We start from the raw sequence: 19,979 nt of genomic DNA on the forward strand, positions 1-19,979 counted from the left end.
AGGAAAAGCCAGTGTTTCAAAACATAAAACTTTAATTAATAAATACTGGACCAATTTTGCAAATGCTTGGTTTGATGGAAAAGACGATCCTAATATCAGTTTAATAAAAGTTTCGCCAAACGATGGTTATTATTACGAAACCAAAGACAATAAGTTTATTGCCATGTCGAAAATGCTTTTCGCCGCCGTAACGGGAAGCGCAATTGAAGACGGAGGAATTGAAGGTGAACTAAAACTGTAAAGAATAATTCATTGTCTTCTACAATGCTAATCAATTAAAGAAAATGCAGATACAAACCATTTATGGCATTGCATTTGTAACATTTTTTTTAATTAACGCAATTTATTAATATTTAAAAAATCACACATTATGGGAATTTTAACATGGATTATTTTCGGACTTATCGCAGGAGCAATTGCAAAAGCTATACACCCAGGTAAAGATCCAGGTGGTTGGATAGTGACAATAATTATTGGGATTATAGGTGCAGTAGTTGGAGGTTGGCTTGGATCGATGATTTTAGGTGTTGATGTAAGCGGATTTAATATTTCTAGTTTTTTAGTTGCAATTGCTGGAGCAGTTTTGTGTCTAGCAGTATACAGAATGATATCGAAATAATAGATTATTAAATTAACGATTAAAATACTATGAAGTCTCAGAACTCTGAGACTTTTTTGTTTAATATTACTATTTTAAATTATGAAAAATACAGCTATTGGATTAATTACTAAAACAGCCGTAATTACTGGTGCTTCAAGTGGTGTTGGCTTAGCTACAGCACACTTATTTGCTCAAAATGGCTATCAATTGGTTTTGGCAGCACGAGGTGTAGAAGGTTTAGAAAAAGCAGTTTCAGAATGCAATGCTTTGGGAGGAAAAGCGGTTTATAAATCTACCGATGTGTCTAATGCAAGTGAAGTGAAAGATTTAGTTGAGTTTGCTCTGAAAGAATTTGGACGCATCGATGTGTGGGTGAATAATGCAGGTGTTATGGTAAGTGGAAAATTTGAGGAAATTCCGATCGACATAAATGAACAAGTAATCAAAACCAATTTAATGGGGTATATGCACGGAGCGTACTTTATTTTACCTGTTTTTAAAGAACAAAATCAAGGCATTTTAATTAATAATGTTTCCATTGGAGGTTATATGCCTGCTCCATTTAGTTCGGTATATTCCGCAACGAAAACTGGTATTAAAGGGATGATGAGTGGTTTACAGAGTGAATATAGCGTGTATCCTGAAATTCATATTTGCAATATTTATCCTCAAGTGCAACAATCTACTGGAAATATGCATTCCGCTAAATTCTCGGGTTTAGATTTTAAAATTCCTCCGTTTGCAGCAGACCCTAAAGATACCGCAAAGGTTATTTATAATTTAGTAGACAAGCCTAAAAACGATACTTTCCCAGACGCCACATCATTAATTCTTAAGATTGCACATGGTGCTTTTCCAGAAACTTTTACTAATTTGGCAACAGGTGTTTTAAGGCTAATGATGAAGGTAAAAAAAGGAAAAGATGATGAAGGCAATGTTTTACAACCTTCTGCGGATCCTCATGCTGTTTATGGAAAAATGGAGATTCCAGCTCTGTCCAAAACCAACAAAAAAATTATCGTGACATCGTTAGGAGTAGCTGTAGGATTTTTAGTTGCTAAACATTTAAAAAATAATTCAAAAAAACTGAATTAATTTGATACTGCTCAAATTCACATCTAAAGACATTTATTGCATTCCAGGGAAGTTTTAATATAGACCCGTGGCGACCGGTGGATTTAGCAGTCATTACGCACGGTCACTCAGATCACGCTCGAAATGGAATGAAGAAATACCTTTATCATCATTTCACCAAACCTATTTTACATTCCAGAATTGGCCGAAATATCGAATGCTAAAGTATCGGTTATGGCGAACAACTAATTATAAATGGTGTTAAAGTTTCATTACAACCTGCAGGTCACATTATGGGTTCTGCACAAATCAGGATGGAGTATAAAGGCTATGTAAGTGTAATATACTATATAAGCTTCTTTAATTTGTTTCATTAGCAATATTATTTAACATAAATATTTTATTTTAAACAATTTATACTCAAAAAAATATGATCATAATCATAAATTAAATACCATTAACTTGTTTAAATTACATTTAAGTTAAATTATAAATCAATAAGTTATGAAAGAAGAACACATAAATTTCAATTATCAAGAAATTGAGAACCTATTAAATGAGTTATATGATAAAGCATTTGAAAAAGGATTTAATACTTCAAAGGCATTTGATGGTGATCAATGTGAAGCTGATCCTAGAGAAGGTGTGATATTAAGTGAAGGCGGAGAAGTAGAGGGGAAATTAGAAAATAATAGTAAAACGAAAGAAAAAGCGGATATATTAACTTACATACATGCTAAATTATTTGATATATTAAATGATACTATGAATTAGTATTGTATTTAAAATTTTGATGGAGTTGAATTAAATNNATTTAATTCAACTCCATCAAAAGAAGCAAAAACCATAGTTGGATGACTATCTTGATGAAATATATTTCCTAAATAATCAATACCAATTCCGCCAGCAAATCCTTCTATTTGTTTTAATTCTTCGAAACTTTTATGGAATGCGTCTTTTATTGACATTCCATCAGTAACACGAGTAACAATTTTTGCAGCCATTGCACCACTTACAATATCTTCTCCAACACCTGTCATACTTACACCGCAATATTGATTTGCATAATTACCAGCAACAGTAGCAGAATCTGAAATACGACCAGGGCTTTCAAAACCTTTTCCTCCAGTAGATGTAGCTACAGCAATATTTTTGTTTACATCTAAACAAACACAACCCACTGTACTTGTACGGTTGGAATTCAGTTTTTCTATAAATTCTTTTCTTCGTTGTTCTATTTCTGGATTAAAATTAGCGAAACCATTTTTATGAGCAAATGCTATCGCGCCTTTATCACCAAGAATTCGATCGTCGTAAGGTATTAACTTTTCAGCAACTTGTATCGGATTTTGTATATTTTCGATATTAATGACACCTGACATTCGGAGTGTTTTACCATCCATTAGTGCTGCACTCATACGGATAATTCCATCGGACTGAATTTGAGAGCCTAATCCAGCATTAAATAAAGGATTGTCTTCTAATAAACTAACGGTATACACGGCTGTTTGAGCTGCCGTATGCGTTGATAAATAATCATATCCTTTTTGTACAATTTTAATTAAAGCATTTTGCTTTTTAAACTTTGTTTCGGGATCTCGTTTTGATTCAGAAAAAAAGCCACCATGAATTATTATTTTCATCTTATTGATTATTATATTGTGAATCTTTGATTATAATTTTATTTTCATCAAAATGAAAAATATCATTTCGAGTCATCACATGAGAAATAATGTGACTAATAGATATAGGATATCCACTCTCTACCTTTGATAAACTTGTATCCAAAATTTCTCTTCCATCAACCAAAATAACAGAACCAGAACCAATTGCTGTCATTTTGTTATTGTTATCGCTGATAATTAATCCAGTGTCTTCACTCAATCCGATACCTATTTTCATAGGATTACCTGTGACAGCTTGGAATAATCGTCCAATTCTTCCACGTTGAATAAAATGAGTATCCACTATAATTGAATCAATTAGACCTAAACCACTATTCATTTCTACAGCACCTTTCAATAATGCATCCACACTATCCCCTTGGTAAATCATGCTAGATGAAGCTGCAGCAGCTCCTGCAGAAGTACCAGCATATATAAATTCTTCGTGATAATATTTTTGAAGTAAATTTTGTTGAAATGGAGTACCTCCTATAGTTGAAGTTAAACGTAATTGATCACCACCGCTAAAAAGCACCACATTGGCTTCATCCAAACGTTTAAGAGAATCTGCATTCAATGCATCTGCACGTGTATTAATATCAAAATGCTCTACATTGTTGGCACCCAAAAGTTTAAAAGCTCTAATGTAGGCTTCCGCAGCTGTTTTAGGAGACTGAGATGCAGTAGTAATAATTTCTATTCTCGAATTTTCTTTTAGTTTAGACTCTTCAATTATTTTTTTTAAAATACCATTTTGATAAAAAAAATCATTTAGTATTTCTTCTTTTGATAAATGAGAAGGAATGTTCTCAGCAGTATTTATTCCTCCTCCAACTATGATTAATTTTCCTTTTATACTCATTTGTATTAAAATATTAAAATTCAATTTAATCAATATAAAATTTAAGCCTATTAATATACTTCTTAAAAAAATGATAAAGTAGTGTTAATAATACAAATAGGTCTAGTTCTTGTAAAGTTTTTTTTGAATAATTTAACACCATTAAATATGAAAATAGAAGACATATCAATTCTTAGAGGACCAAATTATTGGAGTATTCAGCGAGAAAATTTAATCCAGATGAGATTAAATTTGGAGAATTTGGAGTTTTACCCTACAAATAAAATTGAAGGATTTGCTGAACGAATAGAAAAATGGTTACCATCTATGTATTCTCATAGATGTTCGGAAGGAGTAGCTGGAGGTTTTTTTAGTAGAGTTAGAGATGGAACTTGGATGGGGCATGTCATCGAGCATATTGCATTAGAAATACAAAGTTTGGCTGGAATGGAAACTGGTTTTGGGAGAACAAGAGAGACATCAAGTTCAGGAATCTACAATGTTGTTTTTTCATATGTTGATGAAGAGGTAGGGATTTACGCCGCGAAGGCTGCAGTAAGAATAGCAGAAGCTCTGATTTCAGGAATTGAATATTCTATAGAACAGGATATTGAAGAAATGAAAAAGATATGGAAAGAGAATAGTCTAGGACCTTCTACTTTAAGTATTGTAGAAGAGGCAGAAAGAAGAGGAATTCCTTGGACTCGCTTGAATGATGACTCATACATTCAATTTGGTTATGGAAAAAATCAAGTTCGTATTGAAGCTACAATTACTGGAAGAACTAGTCATTTAGCAGTAGAAATTGCTTGCAATAAATATCGAACTAAACAGTTACTTGAAAAAGGATCAATTCCTACAGCAGGAGGAGGAATTTGTAGTAAATCAGAAGAATTAATTGATTTAATTGATCAAATAGGTTATCCAATAGTAATCAAACCTTATGATTGCAATCATGGAAGAGGAGTAACAACAGAGATAGAAACTATTGAAAAAGCAAAAAAAGCTTTAAGTTTCGCTCAGCAATATAGTAATAAAGTAATTGTTGAAAAATATATAAAAGGCTATGATTTCAGATTATTAGTGATTAATAATAAATTGGTTGCTGCAGCAAAAAGAATTCCCGCTCATATTATTGGAGATGGTAAAAAAACAATTCAAGAATTGATTATTCTTGAAAATAAAAATCCACTAAGAGGAGAAGGTCATGAAAATGTTTTAACAAAAATTGTTATTGATGAACATACGCTTGATGTACTTCATAAAAAAAACTATAATTTACAAACGATACCATCATTAGATGAAATAATTTATCTAAAATCTACAGCAAATCTTAGTACAGGAGGTACGGCAATTGATGTGACAGATAATCTTCATGCTGATAATATTGTTTTGGCCGAACGTGTTTCCCAATTAATTAATTTGGATATCTGCGGTATCGATATTGTAGCACCTAATTTATCATCCTCTCTTTATGATACTGGAGGAGCTGTAATAGAAGTTAATGCTGCACCTGGTTTTAGAATGCACCTTTCGCCTACACAAGGTTTACAACGAAATGTAGCAATTCCTGTAATGGATATGCTTTTTCCAAACCAAAAATCTGCAGTCATACCAATTGTAGCTGTAACAGGAACAAACGGTAAAACAACAACAACTCGTTTAATTTCTCATATATTTAGAAATACCGGAAAAATTGTAGGTTACACTACATCCGATGGTATTTATATTCAAAACCAACTGATAGAAAATGGCGATACAACAGGACCTATTAGTGGGAGAAAAGTACTGAATGATCCATCGGTTGAGGTTGCGGTTCTGGAAACAGCTAGAGGTGGAATTCTTCGTGAGGGTCTTGCCTTTAGTACTTGTGATATAGGAATAATTACAAATATTACTGAAGATCATTTAGGATTAAAAGATATTCATACTTTAGAGCAATTAGCACGAGTAAAATCTACTGTCGTTGAGAGTGTGAAAAAAGATGGTTGGGCAATTTTAAATGCAGATGACTATCATTGTATGCAAATAGCAAAGAATTTGGATTGCCAAATAGCTTATTTTTCATTGAATTTTGAAACCGTAAAAGATTTAATTTCAGATGGACAAACTGTAGGTGTTTACGAGAATGAATCTATTGTAATTTATCATCAATCCCAAACTCTTTCCCTAGGACATGTTTCAGATATTCCATTAACTATGAATGGTGGCGCATCTTTTATGATTCAGAATGTATTAGCAGCAGTTTTAGGAACTTTTTTATTGGGGGTGCATACAGAAAAAATAAAGTCTTCACTAAAAACATTTATCCCTAGTCCTAAGTTAACACCAGGTAGAATGAATATTTTTGAGTTTAAAGATTTTAATATTATGATTGATTTTGCGCATAATCCTGCTGGTTATATGGGTATAAAAGATTATTTAACTTCAGTAAAAGCAACAAGAAAAATTGGAATTATTTCTGGCGTAGGAGATAGAAGAGATGAAGATATTCAAGCATGCGGAAGAATTGCCGCCGAAATGTTTGATTTTATTGTAATTCGACAAGAGAAACATTTGAGAGGTAGAACAGAAGAAGAAATTATAGATTTGCTTGTAAAAGGAATTTATGAAGTTAATTCAAGTTTTCCTTATGAAATTATTTCAAAAGAAACCGAAGCAATAGCACATACTATAGCTATGGCTAAAAAAGGTGATTTTATAGTTGCTTTAAGTGATGTGGTGACTAATGCAATAGAAGTTGTTCAATATCATTTAGATCAAGAGATTAAGAATAATCCCTAATATTTTCTCTTTATTTTCTAGCAATCAAAAATCCCTTAAGTTTAATAAAACTTAAGGGATTTTTGATTTTACANNAAGAATTAATTTATTCTGCTAAAGGGTTGATTACATCTAATAATCAGCTCACTTCCTCTTATGCCTCACTAAACTTGTTACAACTCCCAAAATAACAACCACATCCTCATCTTGTAATTGAATACAGTTTTTGTACTTAGGATTGAGAGCAATAAGCTGTTTGTTAATTGCATCGTATCGTTTGAAAGTGTATTCAGAGTTGTTGACAGAAACAATAATATCATCGTTATGCTTTGGTTCAAAATCTGAACGAATAATCAATAAGTCACCTTTCAAATACTCTGGATACATACTATCTCCACCGACACGATTGAGATAAGTTGCTTCGGGATGATTAAGAAGAATTTCATCCAAACTAATATTGTTCTGAACAAAATCAGCAGCAGGAGAGGGGAAACCCGCTGAAACATCTCCAAAGAATTTAACAAATCGTTTTTCACCATCAGTTTTGATCGGAATATTAATCAATTCTTCTGAAAATTTAGGAACTTTAATAAACTGAACCATTTAATATACGTTTAAAATATCTGTAAATCGTGTTGTATAGCAAGGCGATAATCGTTCTTGCTTCATTTTCCATTTTCTTCTTACATCTTGTGAGGCTAATTTTAGCATATGATCGCCGTAAGTAGTATTTAATTTATCCATAACATTCATCAAAGCTGTATGTTTAGGTGATTCTGTATGAAATAAATTCATCTGAGTTTGATCATCTGGCGTTATAGCCGAAACAATAACACCGGCTTTTTTATAATCAGGAACTTTGCCTTCACTCGGGACTAATTTATCGAGTAAAAATAATGCTGTTTTAGATAATACAATGCTCGAATTTGAGTCAAAATCTAGTGTTGTACTCAATGTTTTTGAAACAAAAGACTGTTTGTCATCAAAACGATTTGTCATCACAAAAACAGAAATAATATTACATTTCGACTTTTCTTTTCTTAATTTTTCGGCACAAGAAATAGCAAATGTAGATACTCGTTCTTTTAAGTTTTCATAATCATTGATTGTTTTCTCAAAACTACGAGTTGTTGCAATTGATTTTTTACGTTGAACTTCATCTAATTTTAAAACACTATCACCTAATAATTCCTTTTTAAGCCGTAATTCGACAATTGAAAAATTTCTTCTAATATATTCATCTTCAAGTAAAGTAAAATCGTAAGCATTTTTACAACCTATATAAGACAAACGTTTTGCTAAACGTCTTCCGATGCCCCATATATCTTCGCATTTTAACCATTTTAAAGCTTTATTTATCTTCTCTTTCGAATCAATCATATAAACCCCATTGTGATGTTTCGGGAATTTTTTAGCTATTCTATTGGCAACTTTTGCTAAAGCTTTGGTTGGTGCAATCCCAATACAAACAGGGATTTTGGTAATTTTATAAATCCTTTGTTTAATCTCTTGCGCATATTTTACCAAATCATATTTTTCAAAGCCTTTGAAAAGAAGAAAAGATTCATCAATCGAGTAAATTTCAATATCAGGACAATATGATTTTAGAATTGTCATCACTCTGTTACTCATGTCGGCATACAAAGGATAATTTGAAGAAAAAACATTCACATTGTTTAATCTAAATTTACTTTCATACTCAAATGCAGGTGCACCCATTGGAATACCTAATTCTTTTGCTTCATTAGATCGTGCAATAACACAACCATCATTGTTAGAAAGTACTACAACTGGCTTACCATTTAATGTTGGATTAAAAACACGCTCACAAGAAGCATAAAAATTGTTGCAATCAACTAAAGCATACATCATTTTACAAAGTTGAAGATTTTAAACGCTACATAGTGTCGCGGAAAAATGTTAAATATTATAGAATTTTAATTGAATTTGTAATTCTCTAAAATGACACTTAATGAAAGGCTTAAAGCTTTAGTTTGTAAATCTTAAGCAAAAAGTGGACAGTTAAGACCTAAAAATTAAGTGAATGTTTTCATTAAAACATTAACTTTAATTATGTCAAATTCTAAAAAGAAAACCCCAGAAAAATTTGTAAAAGACATTCGTAATAATACACAAAGAATTTTTACAGCTGAACAAAAGATATTAATCGTAATGGAAGCTTTACGAGCAGAGACTTCTGTTGCTGAACTATGTCGAAAATATTCTATTTCACAATCTCAATTTAATAAATGGAATAAAGAGTTTTTGGAAGCTGGTAAAAAGCGACTTTCAGGGGATGTAAAACGTTAAGCAACGCGCGATGATGTTTCTGATTAACGTAAAGAAAACATGCGTTTAAAGGAGATTGTAGCCGATTTAGTTGTTCGCTATGATATCGTAAAAAAAACCTTGGACTCAATGGATAATCAATAAATTCAAGAAATATATGCGATTATCAGCAAGTTAAAAATACGAGATTATTGAAGTTGTTACACGTTCAGAAATAGGTGTCAAACGGACTTTGGATGAGTTTGGTATTTCCAGAAGTACATTTTACAAATGGTATTCTAATTATCTTGAAAATGGATTTGAAGGTTTAGAATCAAAACGTCCATCTATTCATCGAAAACGGAACAGTATTCCCGAATTTCAGAAAGATTTTATTGTAGAATTAGCCTTAGATTATCCAGAATTATCGGCTAGGGAATTAGCCTTTAAAATGACGGACGAATTAGGTGTTTTTATTTCAGAATCGAGCGTATATAGGATATTAAAACAACGAGATTTGATTTCTGCACCCAATCATATCTTAATTTCAGCAGCAAATGAATTTAAAGACAAAACCAATTTTGTGCATGAAATGTGGCAAACAGATATTTGTTTTGAAGACGTACATTCATTATTTATTATTTTTAATACTTAACATTTTAAAATATTTAGTTGTCATTAATTTCGTAATAGTGAGTATTCATTCATTTTATCTCCCAACAAATCCACTTACGTATGTATTCACAAAATCAAAGATTTTATGCGTAACACGTTCTATTTTACTACTGCGTTCTTTTAGACTTGGACGTTGTAACATTGTTCCTACAATATCGTCGCGCAAAGGTTGTTTATCCGAAAAAAGATATTCGCCTATCACTTTTTCTAATTTTGAAGGATCAAGTTGTTCATCCTTACTCATTTCTTTTAAAGCATTTTGTCTTTCGATGTAAACAAACTGATCAAATTCTTCTAAAACTTGATCTGCATCTGTGATTAATGGTAATTGTTTTTGTATAAATTTTTCTATCAATTCTTTTTTACTTCTCAGTTTCAAATCACTGTTTAGTAAATCCTGAATCATTTTTTCTTGTTTATCCTTTTCAGTTGATGGTGCGGCTTGTAACTTGATAATCAAATTCATGATATAGGTAACATTAATTTCATCACGATGAATTAATTCTAGCTCAAAATCCAAATCATCTAACACAGAATGCCCTTTATCTTCCTCTTTACCAATTCCTTTTGTTTCCTCGTATAAATCTAAATATTTACTCTTAAAATCTTCAAACTCTTGGTGAGATATTGGTAAGTTATCAAAAGAAAAATCAGCATATTGCTTCATTTTATTTATCAATCGCATTACATCTCGAAATGCTTTAATAAATTCAGCTTGCTCTTCTTCATTTTTCAAGTCATTTACAGCATCTACATTTGGAACAATTTCAATCAAATCGTTATACTTTTCTTGAAAAGTCTCTTCCAATCGTTCATATGGAGGCTCGATAATATCTTCGATTGCATCTTTATTCGCAAATAATTCGATGGCTTTGTCAGTCGCCTCTTTTAGATTTCGGTAACACACTATATTTCCGTGTGATTTTACTTCATCTAAAATTCTATTTGTACGCGAATAAGCCTGAATTAATCCATGATATTTTAAATTCTTATCAACATACAATGTATTCAACGTTTTGCTATCAAATCCAGTTAAAAACATATTGACAACGATTAATATATCAATCTGTTTCGTTTTTACTCGAGCCGCAATATCATTGTAATATTCGTAGAATAATTTTGAATCTTTTGTTGAATAATTGGTTTGAAATGTTTGGTTATAATCCACAATAAATTCATCCAAATATTCGCGACTATGTTTTGTGCTATAAGTTTCTTGATCTTCTGCAACTAAACTCAATTCCTTTACATCAAACTGTTCTGTAATTGTGCCAGCATCTTTATCTTCTTCATTTGCTTGATAAGTAAAGATCGTTGCGATATTTAAGTTATGTTTTCCTTCTTCTTTTGCTGTTTTAAATAATTGGTAATAATCTATCGCAGCATCAACATCAGCCACACAAAACATCGAAGTATAGGTTTTATGATGGGTTTTGTTAGCATGATTTTGAATAATATGATTCACAATATTTCGACGACGAATTGGTGAATTCATGACTTCAGCTTCATCTATTTTTTCAATTTCGATGTCTTGTATTTCATCTTTTTGTTTAAATGTTCGGATGTATTCTATCGCAAAACGTAAAACATTTCCATCTCGAATCGCATCTGTAATCACATATTTATGTAAACATTCGCCAAACAACATTTTAGTTGTTCGTTTCCCATATTCATTTGTACCTGCATTTGCTTCGAAAATTGGCGTACCAGTAAAACCAAATAATTTAGAACTTTTGAAGAAATTGACAATATTTTCGTGCGTCATTCCGAATTGAGATCGGTGACATTCATCAAAAATAAATACAATTCGCTCATTTTGTAATCCTGACATTTGAGATTTATAACGATTACCTGTAATGGCATTATTCAGTTTCTGAATAGTGGTTACAATCAGTTTATTATCGCTATTTAATTGCTCTACTAACGTGTTGGTATTATTGGTAGAATAAATAGATCCTTTGGCAAAACTATTAAACTCTTTTGCTGTTTGATAATCCAAATCTTTACGATCGACTACAAAAACAACTTTATGAACTTCTGGAATATGCGTTAAGATTTGAGCTGCTTTAAAAGAAGTCAATGTTTTTCCTGAACCTGTCGTATGCCAAATGTAACCGTAATCTTTCGTCGTTTTTACTTGGTTTATAATTTCCTCTACCGCATAATATTGGTACGGACGCAATACCATCAATGCTTTTTGTGTTTCGTTGAGTACAATATATTGCGTAATCATTTTTGATAAATGACATGGATTCATAAAATCATCTGCAAATTCGGAAAGATTTGTTGTTAACGAATTGTCTTTTTTCGCCCAATAAAATGTTTGTTTGAAATTGCGTTGACGCACAGATCCATTGCAATAATATTTGGTATTGACACCATTACTAATCACAAACAACTGAATGAACTGAAATAATCCAAAACCAGTAGTATAGGAATGACGTTGATAACGATTAATTTGGTTGAACGCTTCTTTCAACTCTAAACCACGTCGTTTTAATTCGACTTGAACTAATGGTAAACCATTAATCAAAATAGTAACATCGTAACGATTATCGTACGATCCTTTCATCGTGATTTGGTTCGTGACCTGAAATTCGTTTTTACACCAATTTTTACTATCTAATAATTGGATCGTTTTATTTTCTCCTAACGAATTAACATATGGAATACGAGAACGTAAGGTTTTCGCACGTTCAAAAATATTTCCTTTGTTGATGTACAACATGATTTGGTTGAATTCCGTTTCTGATAATTCAACTTTGTTATGTTTTTCTATTTGGCGTTTAAAATTTTGGACTAAATCTGCTTCCTCTTTTAATGTTATCGATTCGTAACCCAAAGATTGTAATTGGTCAATTAATCCGTTTTCTAGTAATTGTTCTGGTTGAGCGTTCATTTTTAAACTCTTAACATTTTTATTTTACTTTATACATTATCAAACTAGTTGTACAACTAATCCGATATTTGTTATATAAAATCCGATATTTGTTATATTTTTTATTATATTTGCATTATAAATTAGTCTTTAAAATAACTAAAATACAAAGGATTGGGGTGTCCCCGGTCGAGCAGAAGCCAGTCGTTTTGATTGGCTTTTGTTTTTAGGGAAATATTTTAATTCCATACAATTTTCCATTTTTCTTATAAATCTTATCCTTTACAACTTCAAATGCTGGGTTTGCTCTTTTCTTTTCTATTACGTAACGAGCAATAGGATAAGCAACTAGATCTGACAATTGTAATCCGTTGATGTTTTCTCTTTTGGATTTGAAGGTAATATTTAGATGAACTTCTCTCAATCGTTCGGGTGAAACATACGATGTTCCTCTTGCTAATAAGCGTTGAAAGTGTTCTTCTAATTTTTTATCTTCCTTTTTTCCACGTTTTTCTATGACGATTTCCAATTCTTTCTGTACACCTTTTATTTCGTCCAAAGAAAAAATAGCTCTTTCTATCACAAAAGATAATGCTAATTCGTACACATCATTAGAAAGCTTACCATACATGTTGATGTATTTTTCTTTATTAATTGCTGATGCTAATACACGATATTTAGAAGTTGAAATAACTTGATTTATCATTTCATAAAATTCTTTTTTGATTGTTAAATCAAATAGAACCTGAAATTCTTTTTCGCATTTGCGAATATCTCTGGAATGTAGAATGACTTCTTTGTCGCCCCAAAATTTATTTTTTATCTGATTGATATTATTTTTTATAGACGCATAGTTTTCTTCGCTTGTCAATATAGCACACAACAAGAAAACAGGAAATGACGGATCTAAATTTACTAAACCATGATCGCCACTTTCGTCTATAAACAAATAATACTTTTTCATACGCTAATCTCTACACAAACATTTGCTGTAACATCGCTTTTTTGAAACTTTGCGTCTCTTTGATTTGTTCCTCTACTTTTTCGATACTTGCATCAATAGCCGACAAGAAATCTGCGATTTTTTGTTGTTCGGGTAATGATGGAAAATGAATTTTTAAAGATTCTATATTAAATTTATTAATACCAATTTGTGCTGCACCTCCTGCTTTTTCAAATATTTTACTTTGAAAATTCATTAAATAATAAAATAAATATTCATTTATAAGATTGTTATTAGGAATAAATCCTGCAACAGATTGGTTTGCTGTAGATTCTAACAACAAAAGTCCTAATTTACCTAAAGTAGCTCCTGTCATCGCTAATACAACTGTTCCTTTTGGTAATAAATACGTGGATGTATTTTTTAATCCAAGTTCACTAATATATTTAGAAGGAGTATATATTTTTCCATCTTTTAATTCACCAGAATTAATCCATGGTATATTACCATTCCAAAATTCCTTTCTATTCGTCGAAGGAGTAGCTCCCACTTTTACAACAATTTCATCCCCCAATCTCTTTTCTTCCCACAGAGGAAACTCATTTCCGTTATCGTCTCTAAAACGAATTTCTTGCGAAAACAATTTTTGCATCATCGCTTTTTTGTAGCGGGTTAGCTCAGATTTTTTTTCTTCTAGCAAATTAAGTTTCGTATCAATGGTACTTAAATAATCGGCTATTTTTTGTTGTTCGGGAAGGGATGGTAATTTTAAATATAATGTTTGTAAATCAGAATTATAAACATTACTAATACTTACACCTTTTGCTAAAGTTGATATTTTAATTTTAAGATTCTGATTTATATAATAAGAAGCAAAGATTGAGGAATAAACATTTTTATTTTTAGGCTTCAAAATATTAATAGTTCTTCCTATTGCAACATCCTTTAAAATTAATGCAGAAGCTGAACCAATATCCATTGGATCTTCACCAGCTGATGGTAATAAAATTTCATCACCTTCACTAAACTTAAGTTCTGACACATCAAGGTTAGTATAATTAATCACTTTAGTAATAACTTCTTTATACATGTAGTATAACTCTCCATATCTAACACATGGAGTATCAAAGCTTGGAGAAGCTTCTTTTTGTTTTATATTCTTCCCCGTTGTAAAACTGAATATATCTTTAAATGAATAATACTTCCAATTCCCTTCAAACTCAGGAAAACGCAATGTTGGTTGTAGTTGTTTTTCCATGCTTAGAACGGTGTTGGAATATTTAGTTCTTTACAAAAAGCTGCCAATTGTTTGTCAACTTCTACCAATTCGGTGTTTATTGCTTTTAGGCGTTCTGTAACAGCGTTTACATCAATTGTTTCTTCTTCCTCGAAGGTGTCTACATAACGTGGGATATTAAGGTTGTAATCGTTTTCGGCAATTTCGGCAAGTGTTGCCAAATGGCAATATTTTTCTATTTCTTGTCGGTTCGTATACGCTTCTACAATACGTGTGATATCTTGTTCGCGCAATTTGTTTTGCGTTCCTTCTTTTATAAAATTGTCGCCACCACTTGCATCAATAAATACAATGTTATCATCTGCTTTTCGGCATTTTTTCAGCACCACAATACAAGTCGGGATAGAAGTACCATAAAATATATTGGCTGGTAAACCAATTACAGCATCAATCGCATTAAGTTCTTTGATAAAATATTCACGAATTTTACCTTCGGCAGCACCACGAAACAAGACACCATGTGGAAAAACAGAAGCAACCGTTCCGTTATCAGCCAATTGGTAATACATATGTTGCAAGAAAGCAAAATCGGCTTTGGTTTTTGGTGCTAATTTCCCGAACTGCGAAAAACGTGCGTCTTGCGCATTTAATGGATTAGTTTCACCTTTCCAATTTGCAGAAAAAGGCGGATTAGCAACAATGGCTTCAAAACGTTGTTCGAGATGACGCGGATCTTCTAAGGTATCATCTTGCTCGATATTGAAACGAGAAAAATGTACATCGTGCAAAATCATGTTCATTCGAGCCAAATTGTAGGTTGTCGGGTTTAACTCTTGTCCATAAAAATCGGCTACTTTGGCTTCTTTGGCTACACGCAATAACAACGAACCAGAACCACAAGTAGGATCGTAAACCGAACGAATTTTATCTTTTCCTAAGGTTACAATTTTCGATAAAATAGTAGAAACTTGTTGAGGCGTATAAAATTCTCCTGCCGATTTACCTGCTCCTGCTGCAAAGTTTGATATCAAATATTCGTAGGCATCTCCTAACACATCTGATTCAATATCTTCTAATTTGAAATCTATTTCGTTTAACTTCCCTAAAATCTCAACAATAACTTCGTTACGTTTATCAGGCGTTTTACCCAATTTAGAAGAAGCCAAATCCACATCTTGAAACAATCCGTTGAAATCTTCTTCAGATTCAGTTCCCATTGTCGATTGCTCGATATAGTTAAGTGTTGCTTCTAATTCTTCAATAATAAAATTATTTTGACCTTTTTTAGCAATCACTTCAAACAACTGATTAGGCTCTAAGAAATACCCCAACTGCGCCAAAGATTCTTCTTTGATGGCTTGTAATGTTTCGTCATCACGTATCTCGGTATATTCTTTTACATCTTCCTCTTCTAATAATCTATTCGCATACAAATGTTGCTTTTCTGATAAATATTTGAAGAAAATAAACCCTAATATGTAGTTACGATATTCATCTGCATTTATTCTCCCTCTTAGTGTATTAGCTATATCCCAAAGCTTCTGCTCTAGTTGTTGTTTTTGATCTCCTGACATAATATTTTATTGTTTGGTAAATATACAAATTGGTTTAGTTTGTTTAATGATTCTTTTAGTATTGCTAAAGTATTGTTGGTTCGCGTCATTATGTGGCGTTATAGTTTTCTACTTTTAGTATTATTAACTCTAAATTATTTGACAATGAATTCAATTTTAGCAATCTAACCAGGTCCGAAACCGAAAAAAGATGATGGTTCACCTGACAGAAGAAGAAGGGTAACTCCTGAAACAAAACCAAAACATCCAGCTTTAAAACCTCATAAACACAAACCTGGAGATTAATTCTAAAAATTAGTATTCGTCACAAAAAGTGGCGAATACTTTTTTAGTAAAATTATTTTAATAAATCTATCTAATAATGCGGGAAACCGTAAAATATTGAAAACAAATTAGAATACTTTTGAATTTATTTTATCAAATATGAAAAAACATTTTACTTTATTTTTACTATTTACATCTATTTTAAGTTTTGCTCAAAAATTGACTCTTAATGAACTACTTTCATTAAGAAAAAAAGGAGTGGCAGAAGTAGATGAATATTTAACTGCAAAAAAATGGAAATTTTTAGAAGCTGAAGAACCAACAGATGAAACATTAGGTTTAATCTCCTATGCTTACAAAAAAAACTATTACGATAATAATGCAGAATCTTTTATTAAATATTATTATTCTGGTTATTCGGATAATACAAGAAGAATCATGATACAAGTTCATAATAATTCAGTTTTGAATACTTATGTTAATCAAATAAAAGCTTGGGGTGGAAAATTATATAATTCTTATGTTGATGATGGTGATATAATCAAAATATACAGAGGTAGTACAATGACTTATAAAGTTATTACTTCTACTCAAAATAATTCTTTTGGTGGAACACAATCTATCTATATGTTAATTATTTATACAAATGAAGATTTTGATTATTAACAATTTATATAAAATGAACAAAAAATTTCTTCTTATAAAATTACCCGTTTTATTTACTTCAATATTGTTTTTTTCATGTAGTAAAAATTTAAATTACGGTACTCATTGTGCTATTGTTACAATTGATGATAAAGAATATACTTTAGAAGTTGAATTTGAGGATAATTATGTTACTGCAATAAATTTCCCTAATGGTGGGTGGTTAGATTCAGATCATTTTGATGCAGATGAAGCTTATATTGAGTCAAATACTGCTTCATTTTATGACGATAGAGATCGTTACATTGAGATTGATTTTGATGGTTGCCCTACTTCTGATTACGATTATTAAAATAAATATTANNATCTTTTTTGGAGCAATATTAACATTGATAATTCTATTTCTAAGTGAAATATACTGGATGTTTAAAATGTTTGAGAAAATAAATTATGATTTATAATATTTATCAAATATGCCATTTACACGATATCAATAAGATTAAAAAATCTTGTTACAAATACCAAAATCAAGTAAGTTATAAATAGTTGTTTTCTTATGTGTACAGTGATTTCAATATATCTCATACCCTCCGGGCAAGACGAAAGCTTAGTTATTAGATGCAGGTGTTATTATTCTAAAGTAATTTTCCAATCAATCTTTGACATAACTTCTTTTAATTGTTTTAAACTTTCTAAAACTTTATTATCTATAGGAAGTTCTCCATAAACTAGATTTTTGAAATCGTTCAAGTAAATATTTTTGAGTTCATTCTCCCAAATTTCATCTATATTTTTGAAGAATAAGCTGTCATTTGGATGATGTACCAACCATTGATTGTTGTTTTTGAAACTGCTTGCATCATCATTTGCAACTTTTAATAACATTTTTTCAAATTGTTCTGATTCAATAAATGTTTTAAATTCTTCTTGTTGAAGTAATTGATGAATATCGTATGCGTGCCTTATTTTATTCTTCAAATCTACTATAGGATTTTCTGTATATGAAAATCTAACTAAACTCATTATTTTTTCACAAATAGTCCTTGTTGGTTCAAGTACATTCATTTCGAAAGGTTGTAATCCGTATTTTACTACATTTTCAATCTGTCCGTCCCTTGCTAAAGTTTCTCCAATAAGTGAGTTAATAATTCTTTTGCTATATGGTTCATAATATCCTAACCAACTTGATTCTAAAATGATTATATCTCTTACTTGTCCGAACTGTCCACTGAAAATTTTTGTATAGGCATGTGCAGTTTTTCGATTCATTCCCATTTTTCTAGTAATACCTTCTATATCAACTTCTGGTAAATCATCACTTATTGAATTACTTATTTCTCTAAGTTTCTCTTTTAATTTGTTTCCAGATTCATTATCATTTCTTAAAACAACCAAATCAATATCTTCTGAAAACCGTTCTATAAGTTTAAAGCATTTAGATAATGCAGTTCCTCCTTTAAATATCACTTCATTGCCTATTGGAGCATTAACTATTTTGTACAAAGCATAGGTTACCCAATAATCCTTCTCAACATAAATAGCAGGAATCCCTAAAGTATCTGAAACATATTGAATCGCTTGTCTAAATAATTTTGTATCAGTATGTAGGTTCATAATAAATTCCATTTATTTGATTGGGTTAATGTATAGTTATTTATACCTATATTATATTTTGTAATTGGATTTAGTGTTTTAAAAAGTACTACCGTGTATTTTTCGAGATTTAATTCATCTAATATAGCTCCTAATAAAGCTCGGGTAGAAGGTGGATATTTTTGAACTAATCTAATTAAACTTTTGATATCTTTCAATTTATAATCAGATATTATATTTATAAACCTTTCTACAGTATTATTAATTGTTGTGTCGGGTATCTTTTTTATATTCTTTAAACAATCTAGTAATTGCAAATAAGGAACATTCTCTTTGTTTATTATATTATTTTGTTTAATGAAACTTATTAGATATCGTTCTCTTTTAAGATTTGGCCTAATGTTATTTGTGCCAATTTGAATTGTATTGCTTACTTGGGTTGTAAGACCGAATGTGTTATATATGCTATAGCCTGTTAGATAACCTATTATTTTATTATCATCTTCCAAAAGATCCTTTACAATTTGATATTGATTAGGAAGTAAGGTTCCAAAAATTGATTTTTCAGGTTTATAAAATTTACCTTTTGATATTTTTTTTAATTTACCTTTTTCGACAAGTCTATTTAATGCTTTTATAGCAGCTTCTTTATTTTTAACTGGTAGATTAAAATCATTATAGGTGAAAATATATCCATTTGGTAGTCTATCAACTTTATTTATAACTATATCAGACACTTTCATATGGTTTAATCTTTTTTCAAAGATATAAAAATGTCCAGTTATTTGTTTAAAAAACTGGACAAAATAAATGTTAAAATTGCTTTTATTAGAAGTGGTACTTACCTTTGAGTNNACTCAAAGGTAAGTACCACTTCATTCAATTATTAAAATTTCTCTTTAAAATCACTTTCCAGCTGTCATTTACCACTTGCAGTTAACGAGCCGTGTATTTGCGAA

The 19,979-nt window shown here is 30.9% G+C and carries 19 protein-coding genes; 9 read left to right on the forward strand and 10 right to left on the reverse strand.

The features are described 5' to 3' along the window. From B4L98_RS06375 to B4L98_RS06395, 4 genes are all read left to right on the forward strand, one after another. Positions 1–241, forward strand: a 241-nt coding sequence (locus B4L98_RS06375; protein WP_291077812.1) for a pyridoxamine 5'-phosphate oxidase family protein, incomplete at its 5' end; no start/stop codon positions are given. A 129-nt stretch (positions 242–370) separates the two neighbouring features. After that, positions 371–619: a GlsB/YeaQ/YmgE family stress response membrane protein gene (locus B4L98_RS06380; RefSeq protein WP_125350635.1), complete on the forward strand. Its 249-nt coding sequence runs from the start codon at positions 371–373 to the stop codon at positions 617–619. A gap of 81 nt (positions 620–700) precedes the next feature. Further along, complete coding sequence (locus tag B4L98_RS06385) at positions 701–1,696, forward strand: SDR family NAD(P)-dependent oxidoreductase (protein ID WP_291077814.1); 996 nt, start codon at positions 701–703, stop codon at positions 1,694–1,696. A 483-nt stretch (positions 1,697–2,179) separates the two neighbouring features. After that, a complete protein-coding gene (locus B4L98_RS06395; protein ID WP_291068613.1) occupies positions 2,180–2,449 on the forward strand; it encodes a hypothetical protein in 270 nt (89 codons plus the stop codon). An 8-nt stretch (positions 2,450–2,457) separates the two neighbouring features. Here the strand turns inward: B4L98_RS06395 and B4L98_RS06400 are convergent, their stop codons facing one another. Then, positions 2,458–3,318 carry an isoaspartyl peptidase/L-asparaginase gene (locus tag B4L98_RS06400; protein WP_291077816.1) on the reverse strand — a complete coding sequence of 287 codons (861 nt, stop codon included), beginning with the start codon at positions 3,316–3,318 and terminating at the stop codon, positions 2,458–2,460. A gap of 1 nt (position 3,319) precedes the next feature. Next, on the reverse strand, positions 3,320–4,201 hold the full coding sequence (locus B4L98_RS06405; protein ID WP_291077818.1) for a cyanophycinase: 882 nt from the start codon (positions 4,199–4,201) through the stop codon (positions 3,320–3,322). A 147-nt stretch (positions 4,202–4,348) separates the two neighbouring features. Between B4L98_RS06405 and cphA the strand changes: the two genes are divergently transcribed. After that, the gene (cphA, locus tag B4L98_RS06410) at positions 4,349–6,964 is read left to right on the forward strand and encodes a cyanophycin synthetase (RefSeq protein ID WP_291077844.1); all 2,616 of its coding nucleotides are present in this window, start codon (positions 4,349–4,351) and stop codon (positions 6,962–6,964) included. Between the two features lie 123 nt (positions 6,965–7,087). Here cphA and B4L98_RS06415 read toward each other — a convergent pair whose 3' ends face one another. Then, complete coding sequence (locus B4L98_RS06415; RefSeq protein WP_291077820.1) at positions 7,088–7,546, reverse strand: LexA family protein; 459 nt, start codon at positions 7,544–7,546, stop codon at positions 7,088–7,090. Next, entirely contained in the window at positions 7,547–8,815 is a 1,269-nt protein-coding gene (locus B4L98_RS06420) for a Y-family DNA polymerase (RefSeq protein WP_312133784.1), read from the reverse strand. Positions 8,816–9,016: 201 nt separating this feature from the next. Here B4L98_RS06420 and B4L98_RS06425 point away from each other — a divergent pair, with 201 nt between their 5' ends. Both B4L98_RS06425 and B4L98_RS06430 read left to right on the forward strand, forming a co-directional pair. Next, complete coding sequence (locus tag B4L98_RS06425; protein ID WP_291077822.1) at positions 9,017–9,253, forward strand: transposase; 237 nt, start codon at positions 9,017–9,019, stop codon at positions 9,251–9,253. Between the two features lie 193 nt (positions 9,254–9,446). Continuing rightward, on the forward strand, positions 9,447–9,866 hold the full coding sequence (locus tag B4L98_RS06430) for a helix-turn-helix domain-containing protein (RefSeq protein WP_349679430.1): 420 nt from the start codon (positions 9,447–9,449) through the stop codon (positions 9,864–9,866). Positions 9,867–9,920: 54 nt separating this feature from the next. Here B4L98_RS06430 and B4L98_RS06435 read toward each other — a convergent pair whose 3' ends face one another. The 4 genes from B4L98_RS06435 to B4L98_RS06450 form a co-directional block, all read right to left on the reverse strand. Then, the gene (locus tag B4L98_RS06435) at positions 9,921–12,785 is read right to left on the reverse strand and encodes a type I restriction endonuclease subunit R (RefSeq protein ID WP_291077825.1); all 2,865 of its coding nucleotides are present in this window, start codon (positions 12,783–12,785) and stop codon (positions 9,921–9,923) included. Between the two features lie 205 nt (positions 12,786–12,990). Then, positions 12,991–13,728 carry a DUF3800 domain-containing protein gene (locus B4L98_RS06440; protein ID WP_291077826.1) on the reverse strand — a complete coding sequence of 246 codons (738 nt, stop codon included), beginning with the start codon at positions 13,726–13,728 and terminating at the stop codon, positions 12,991–12,993. A 10-nt stretch (positions 13,729–13,738) separates the two neighbouring features. After that, positions 13,739–14,965, reverse strand: a complete 1,227-nt coding sequence (locus B4L98_RS06445; RefSeq protein ID WP_291077827.1) for a restriction endonuclease subunit S — start codon at positions 14,963–14,965, stop codon at positions 13,739–13,741. A gap of 2 nt (positions 14,966–14,967) precedes the next feature. Beyond that, positions 14,968–16,518, reverse strand: a complete 1,551-nt coding sequence (locus B4L98_RS06450; RefSeq protein WP_291077829.1) for a type I restriction-modification system subunit M — start codon at positions 16,516–16,518, stop codon at positions 14,968–14,970. Between the two features lie 423 nt (positions 16,519–16,941). Between B4L98_RS06450 and B4L98_RS06455 the strand changes: the two genes are divergently transcribed. Further along, the gene (locus B4L98_RS06455) at positions 16,942–17,448 is read left to right on the forward strand and encodes a hypothetical protein (RefSeq protein WP_291077831.1); all 507 of its coding nucleotides are present in this window, start codon (positions 16,942–16,944) and stop codon (positions 17,446–17,448) included. Between the two features lie 64 nt (positions 17,449–17,512). Beyond that, positions 17,513–17,779, forward strand: coding sequence for a hypothetical protein (locus B4L98_RS06460; RefSeq protein ID WP_291077833.1), 267 nt, complete (start codon positions 17,513–17,515; stop codon positions 17,777–17,779). Between the two features lie 278 nt (positions 17,780–18,057). Here the strand turns inward: B4L98_RS06460 and B4L98_RS06465 are convergent, their stop codons facing one another. Together B4L98_RS06465 and B4L98_RS06470 are read right to left on the reverse strand one after the other, a co-directional pair. Then, a complete protein-coding gene (locus B4L98_RS06465) occupies positions 18,058–19,041 on the reverse strand; it encodes a nucleotidyl transferase AbiEii/AbiGii toxin family protein (RefSeq protein ID WP_291077835.1) in 984 nt (327 codons plus the stop codon). Next, the gene (locus B4L98_RS06470) at positions 19,038–19,763 is read right to left on the reverse strand and encodes a type IV toxin-antitoxin system AbiEi family antitoxin domain-containing protein (RefSeq protein WP_291077837.1); all 726 of its coding nucleotides are present in this window, start codon (positions 19,761–19,763) and stop codon (positions 19,038–19,040) included. Before B4L98_RS06470 ends, B4L98_RS06465 begins: the two co-directional genes overlap by 4 nt. Between the last annotated feature and the right edge of the window lie 216 nt (positions 19,764–19,979).

The organism is Empedobacter sp. UBA5528, from assembly GCF_002426075.1.
GTDB classification, from domain to species: domain Bacteria; phylum Bacteroidota; class Bacteroidia; order Flavobacteriales; family Weeksellaceae; genus Empedobacter; species Empedobacter falsenii_B.

What these genes read in the sequence shown, in the direction of transcription:
- B4L98_RS06395 (WP_291068613.1), top strand. Translation starts at nt 2,180, where the DNA reads ATGAAAGAAGAACACATAAATTTCAATTATCAAGAAATTGAGAACCTA.
- B4L98_RS06380 (WP_125350635.1), top strand. Translation starts at nt 371, where the DNA reads ATGGGAATTTTAACATGGATTATTTTCGGACTTATCGCAGGAGCAATT.
- B4L98_RS06440 (WP_291077826.1), bottom strand. Translation starts at nt 13,728, where the DNA reads ATGAAAAAGTATTATTTGTTTATAGACGAAAGTGGCGATCATGGTTTA.
- B4L98_RS06385 (WP_291077814.1), top strand. Translation starts at nt 701, where the DNA reads ATGAAAAATACAGCTATTGGATTAATTACTAAAACAGCCGTAATTACT.
- cphA (WP_291077844.1), top strand. Translation starts at nt 4,349, where the DNA reads ATGAAAATAGAAGACATATCAATTCTTAGAGGACCAAATTATTGGAGT.
- B4L98_RS06435 (WP_291077825.1), bottom strand. Translation starts at nt 12,785, where the DNA reads ATGAACGCTCAACCAGAACAATTACTAGAAAACGGATTAATTGACCAA.
- B4L98_RS06450 (WP_291077829.1), bottom strand. Translation starts at nt 16,518, where the DNA reads ATGTCAGGAGATCAAAAACAACAACTAGAGCAGAAGCTTTGGGATATA.
- B4L98_RS06405 (WP_291077818.1), bottom strand. Translation starts at nt 4,201, where the DNA reads ATGAGTATAAAAGGAAAATTAATCATAGTTGGAGGAGGAATAAATACT.
- B4L98_RS06420 (WP_312133784.1), bottom strand. Translation starts at nt 8,815, where the DNA reads ATGATGTATGCTTTAGTTGATTGCAACAATTTTTATGCTTCTTGTGAG.
- B4L98_RS06425 (WP_291077822.1), top strand. Translation starts at nt 9,017, where the DNA reads ATGTCAAATTCTAAAAAGAAAACCCCAGAAAAATTTGTAAAAGACATT.
- B4L98_RS06465 (WP_291077835.1), bottom strand. Translation starts at nt 19,041, where the DNA reads ATGAACCTACATACTGATACAAAATTATTTAGACAAGCGATTCAATAT.
- B4L98_RS06445 (WP_291077827.1), bottom strand. Translation starts at nt 14,965, where the DNA reads ATGGAAAAACAACTACAACCAACATTGCGTTTTCCTGAGTTTGAAGGG.
- B4L98_RS06415 (WP_291077820.1), bottom strand. Translation starts at nt 7,546, where the DNA reads ATGGTTCAGTTTATTAAAGTTCCTAAATTTTCAGAAGAATTGATTAAT.
- B4L98_RS06455 (WP_291077831.1), top strand. Translation starts at nt 16,942, where the DNA reads ATGAAAAAACATTTTACTTTATTTTTACTATTTACATCTATTTTAAGT.
- B4L98_RS06470 (WP_291077837.1), bottom strand. Translation starts at nt 19,763, where the DNA reads ATGAAAGTGTCTGATATAGTTATAAATAAAGTTGATAGACTACCAAAT.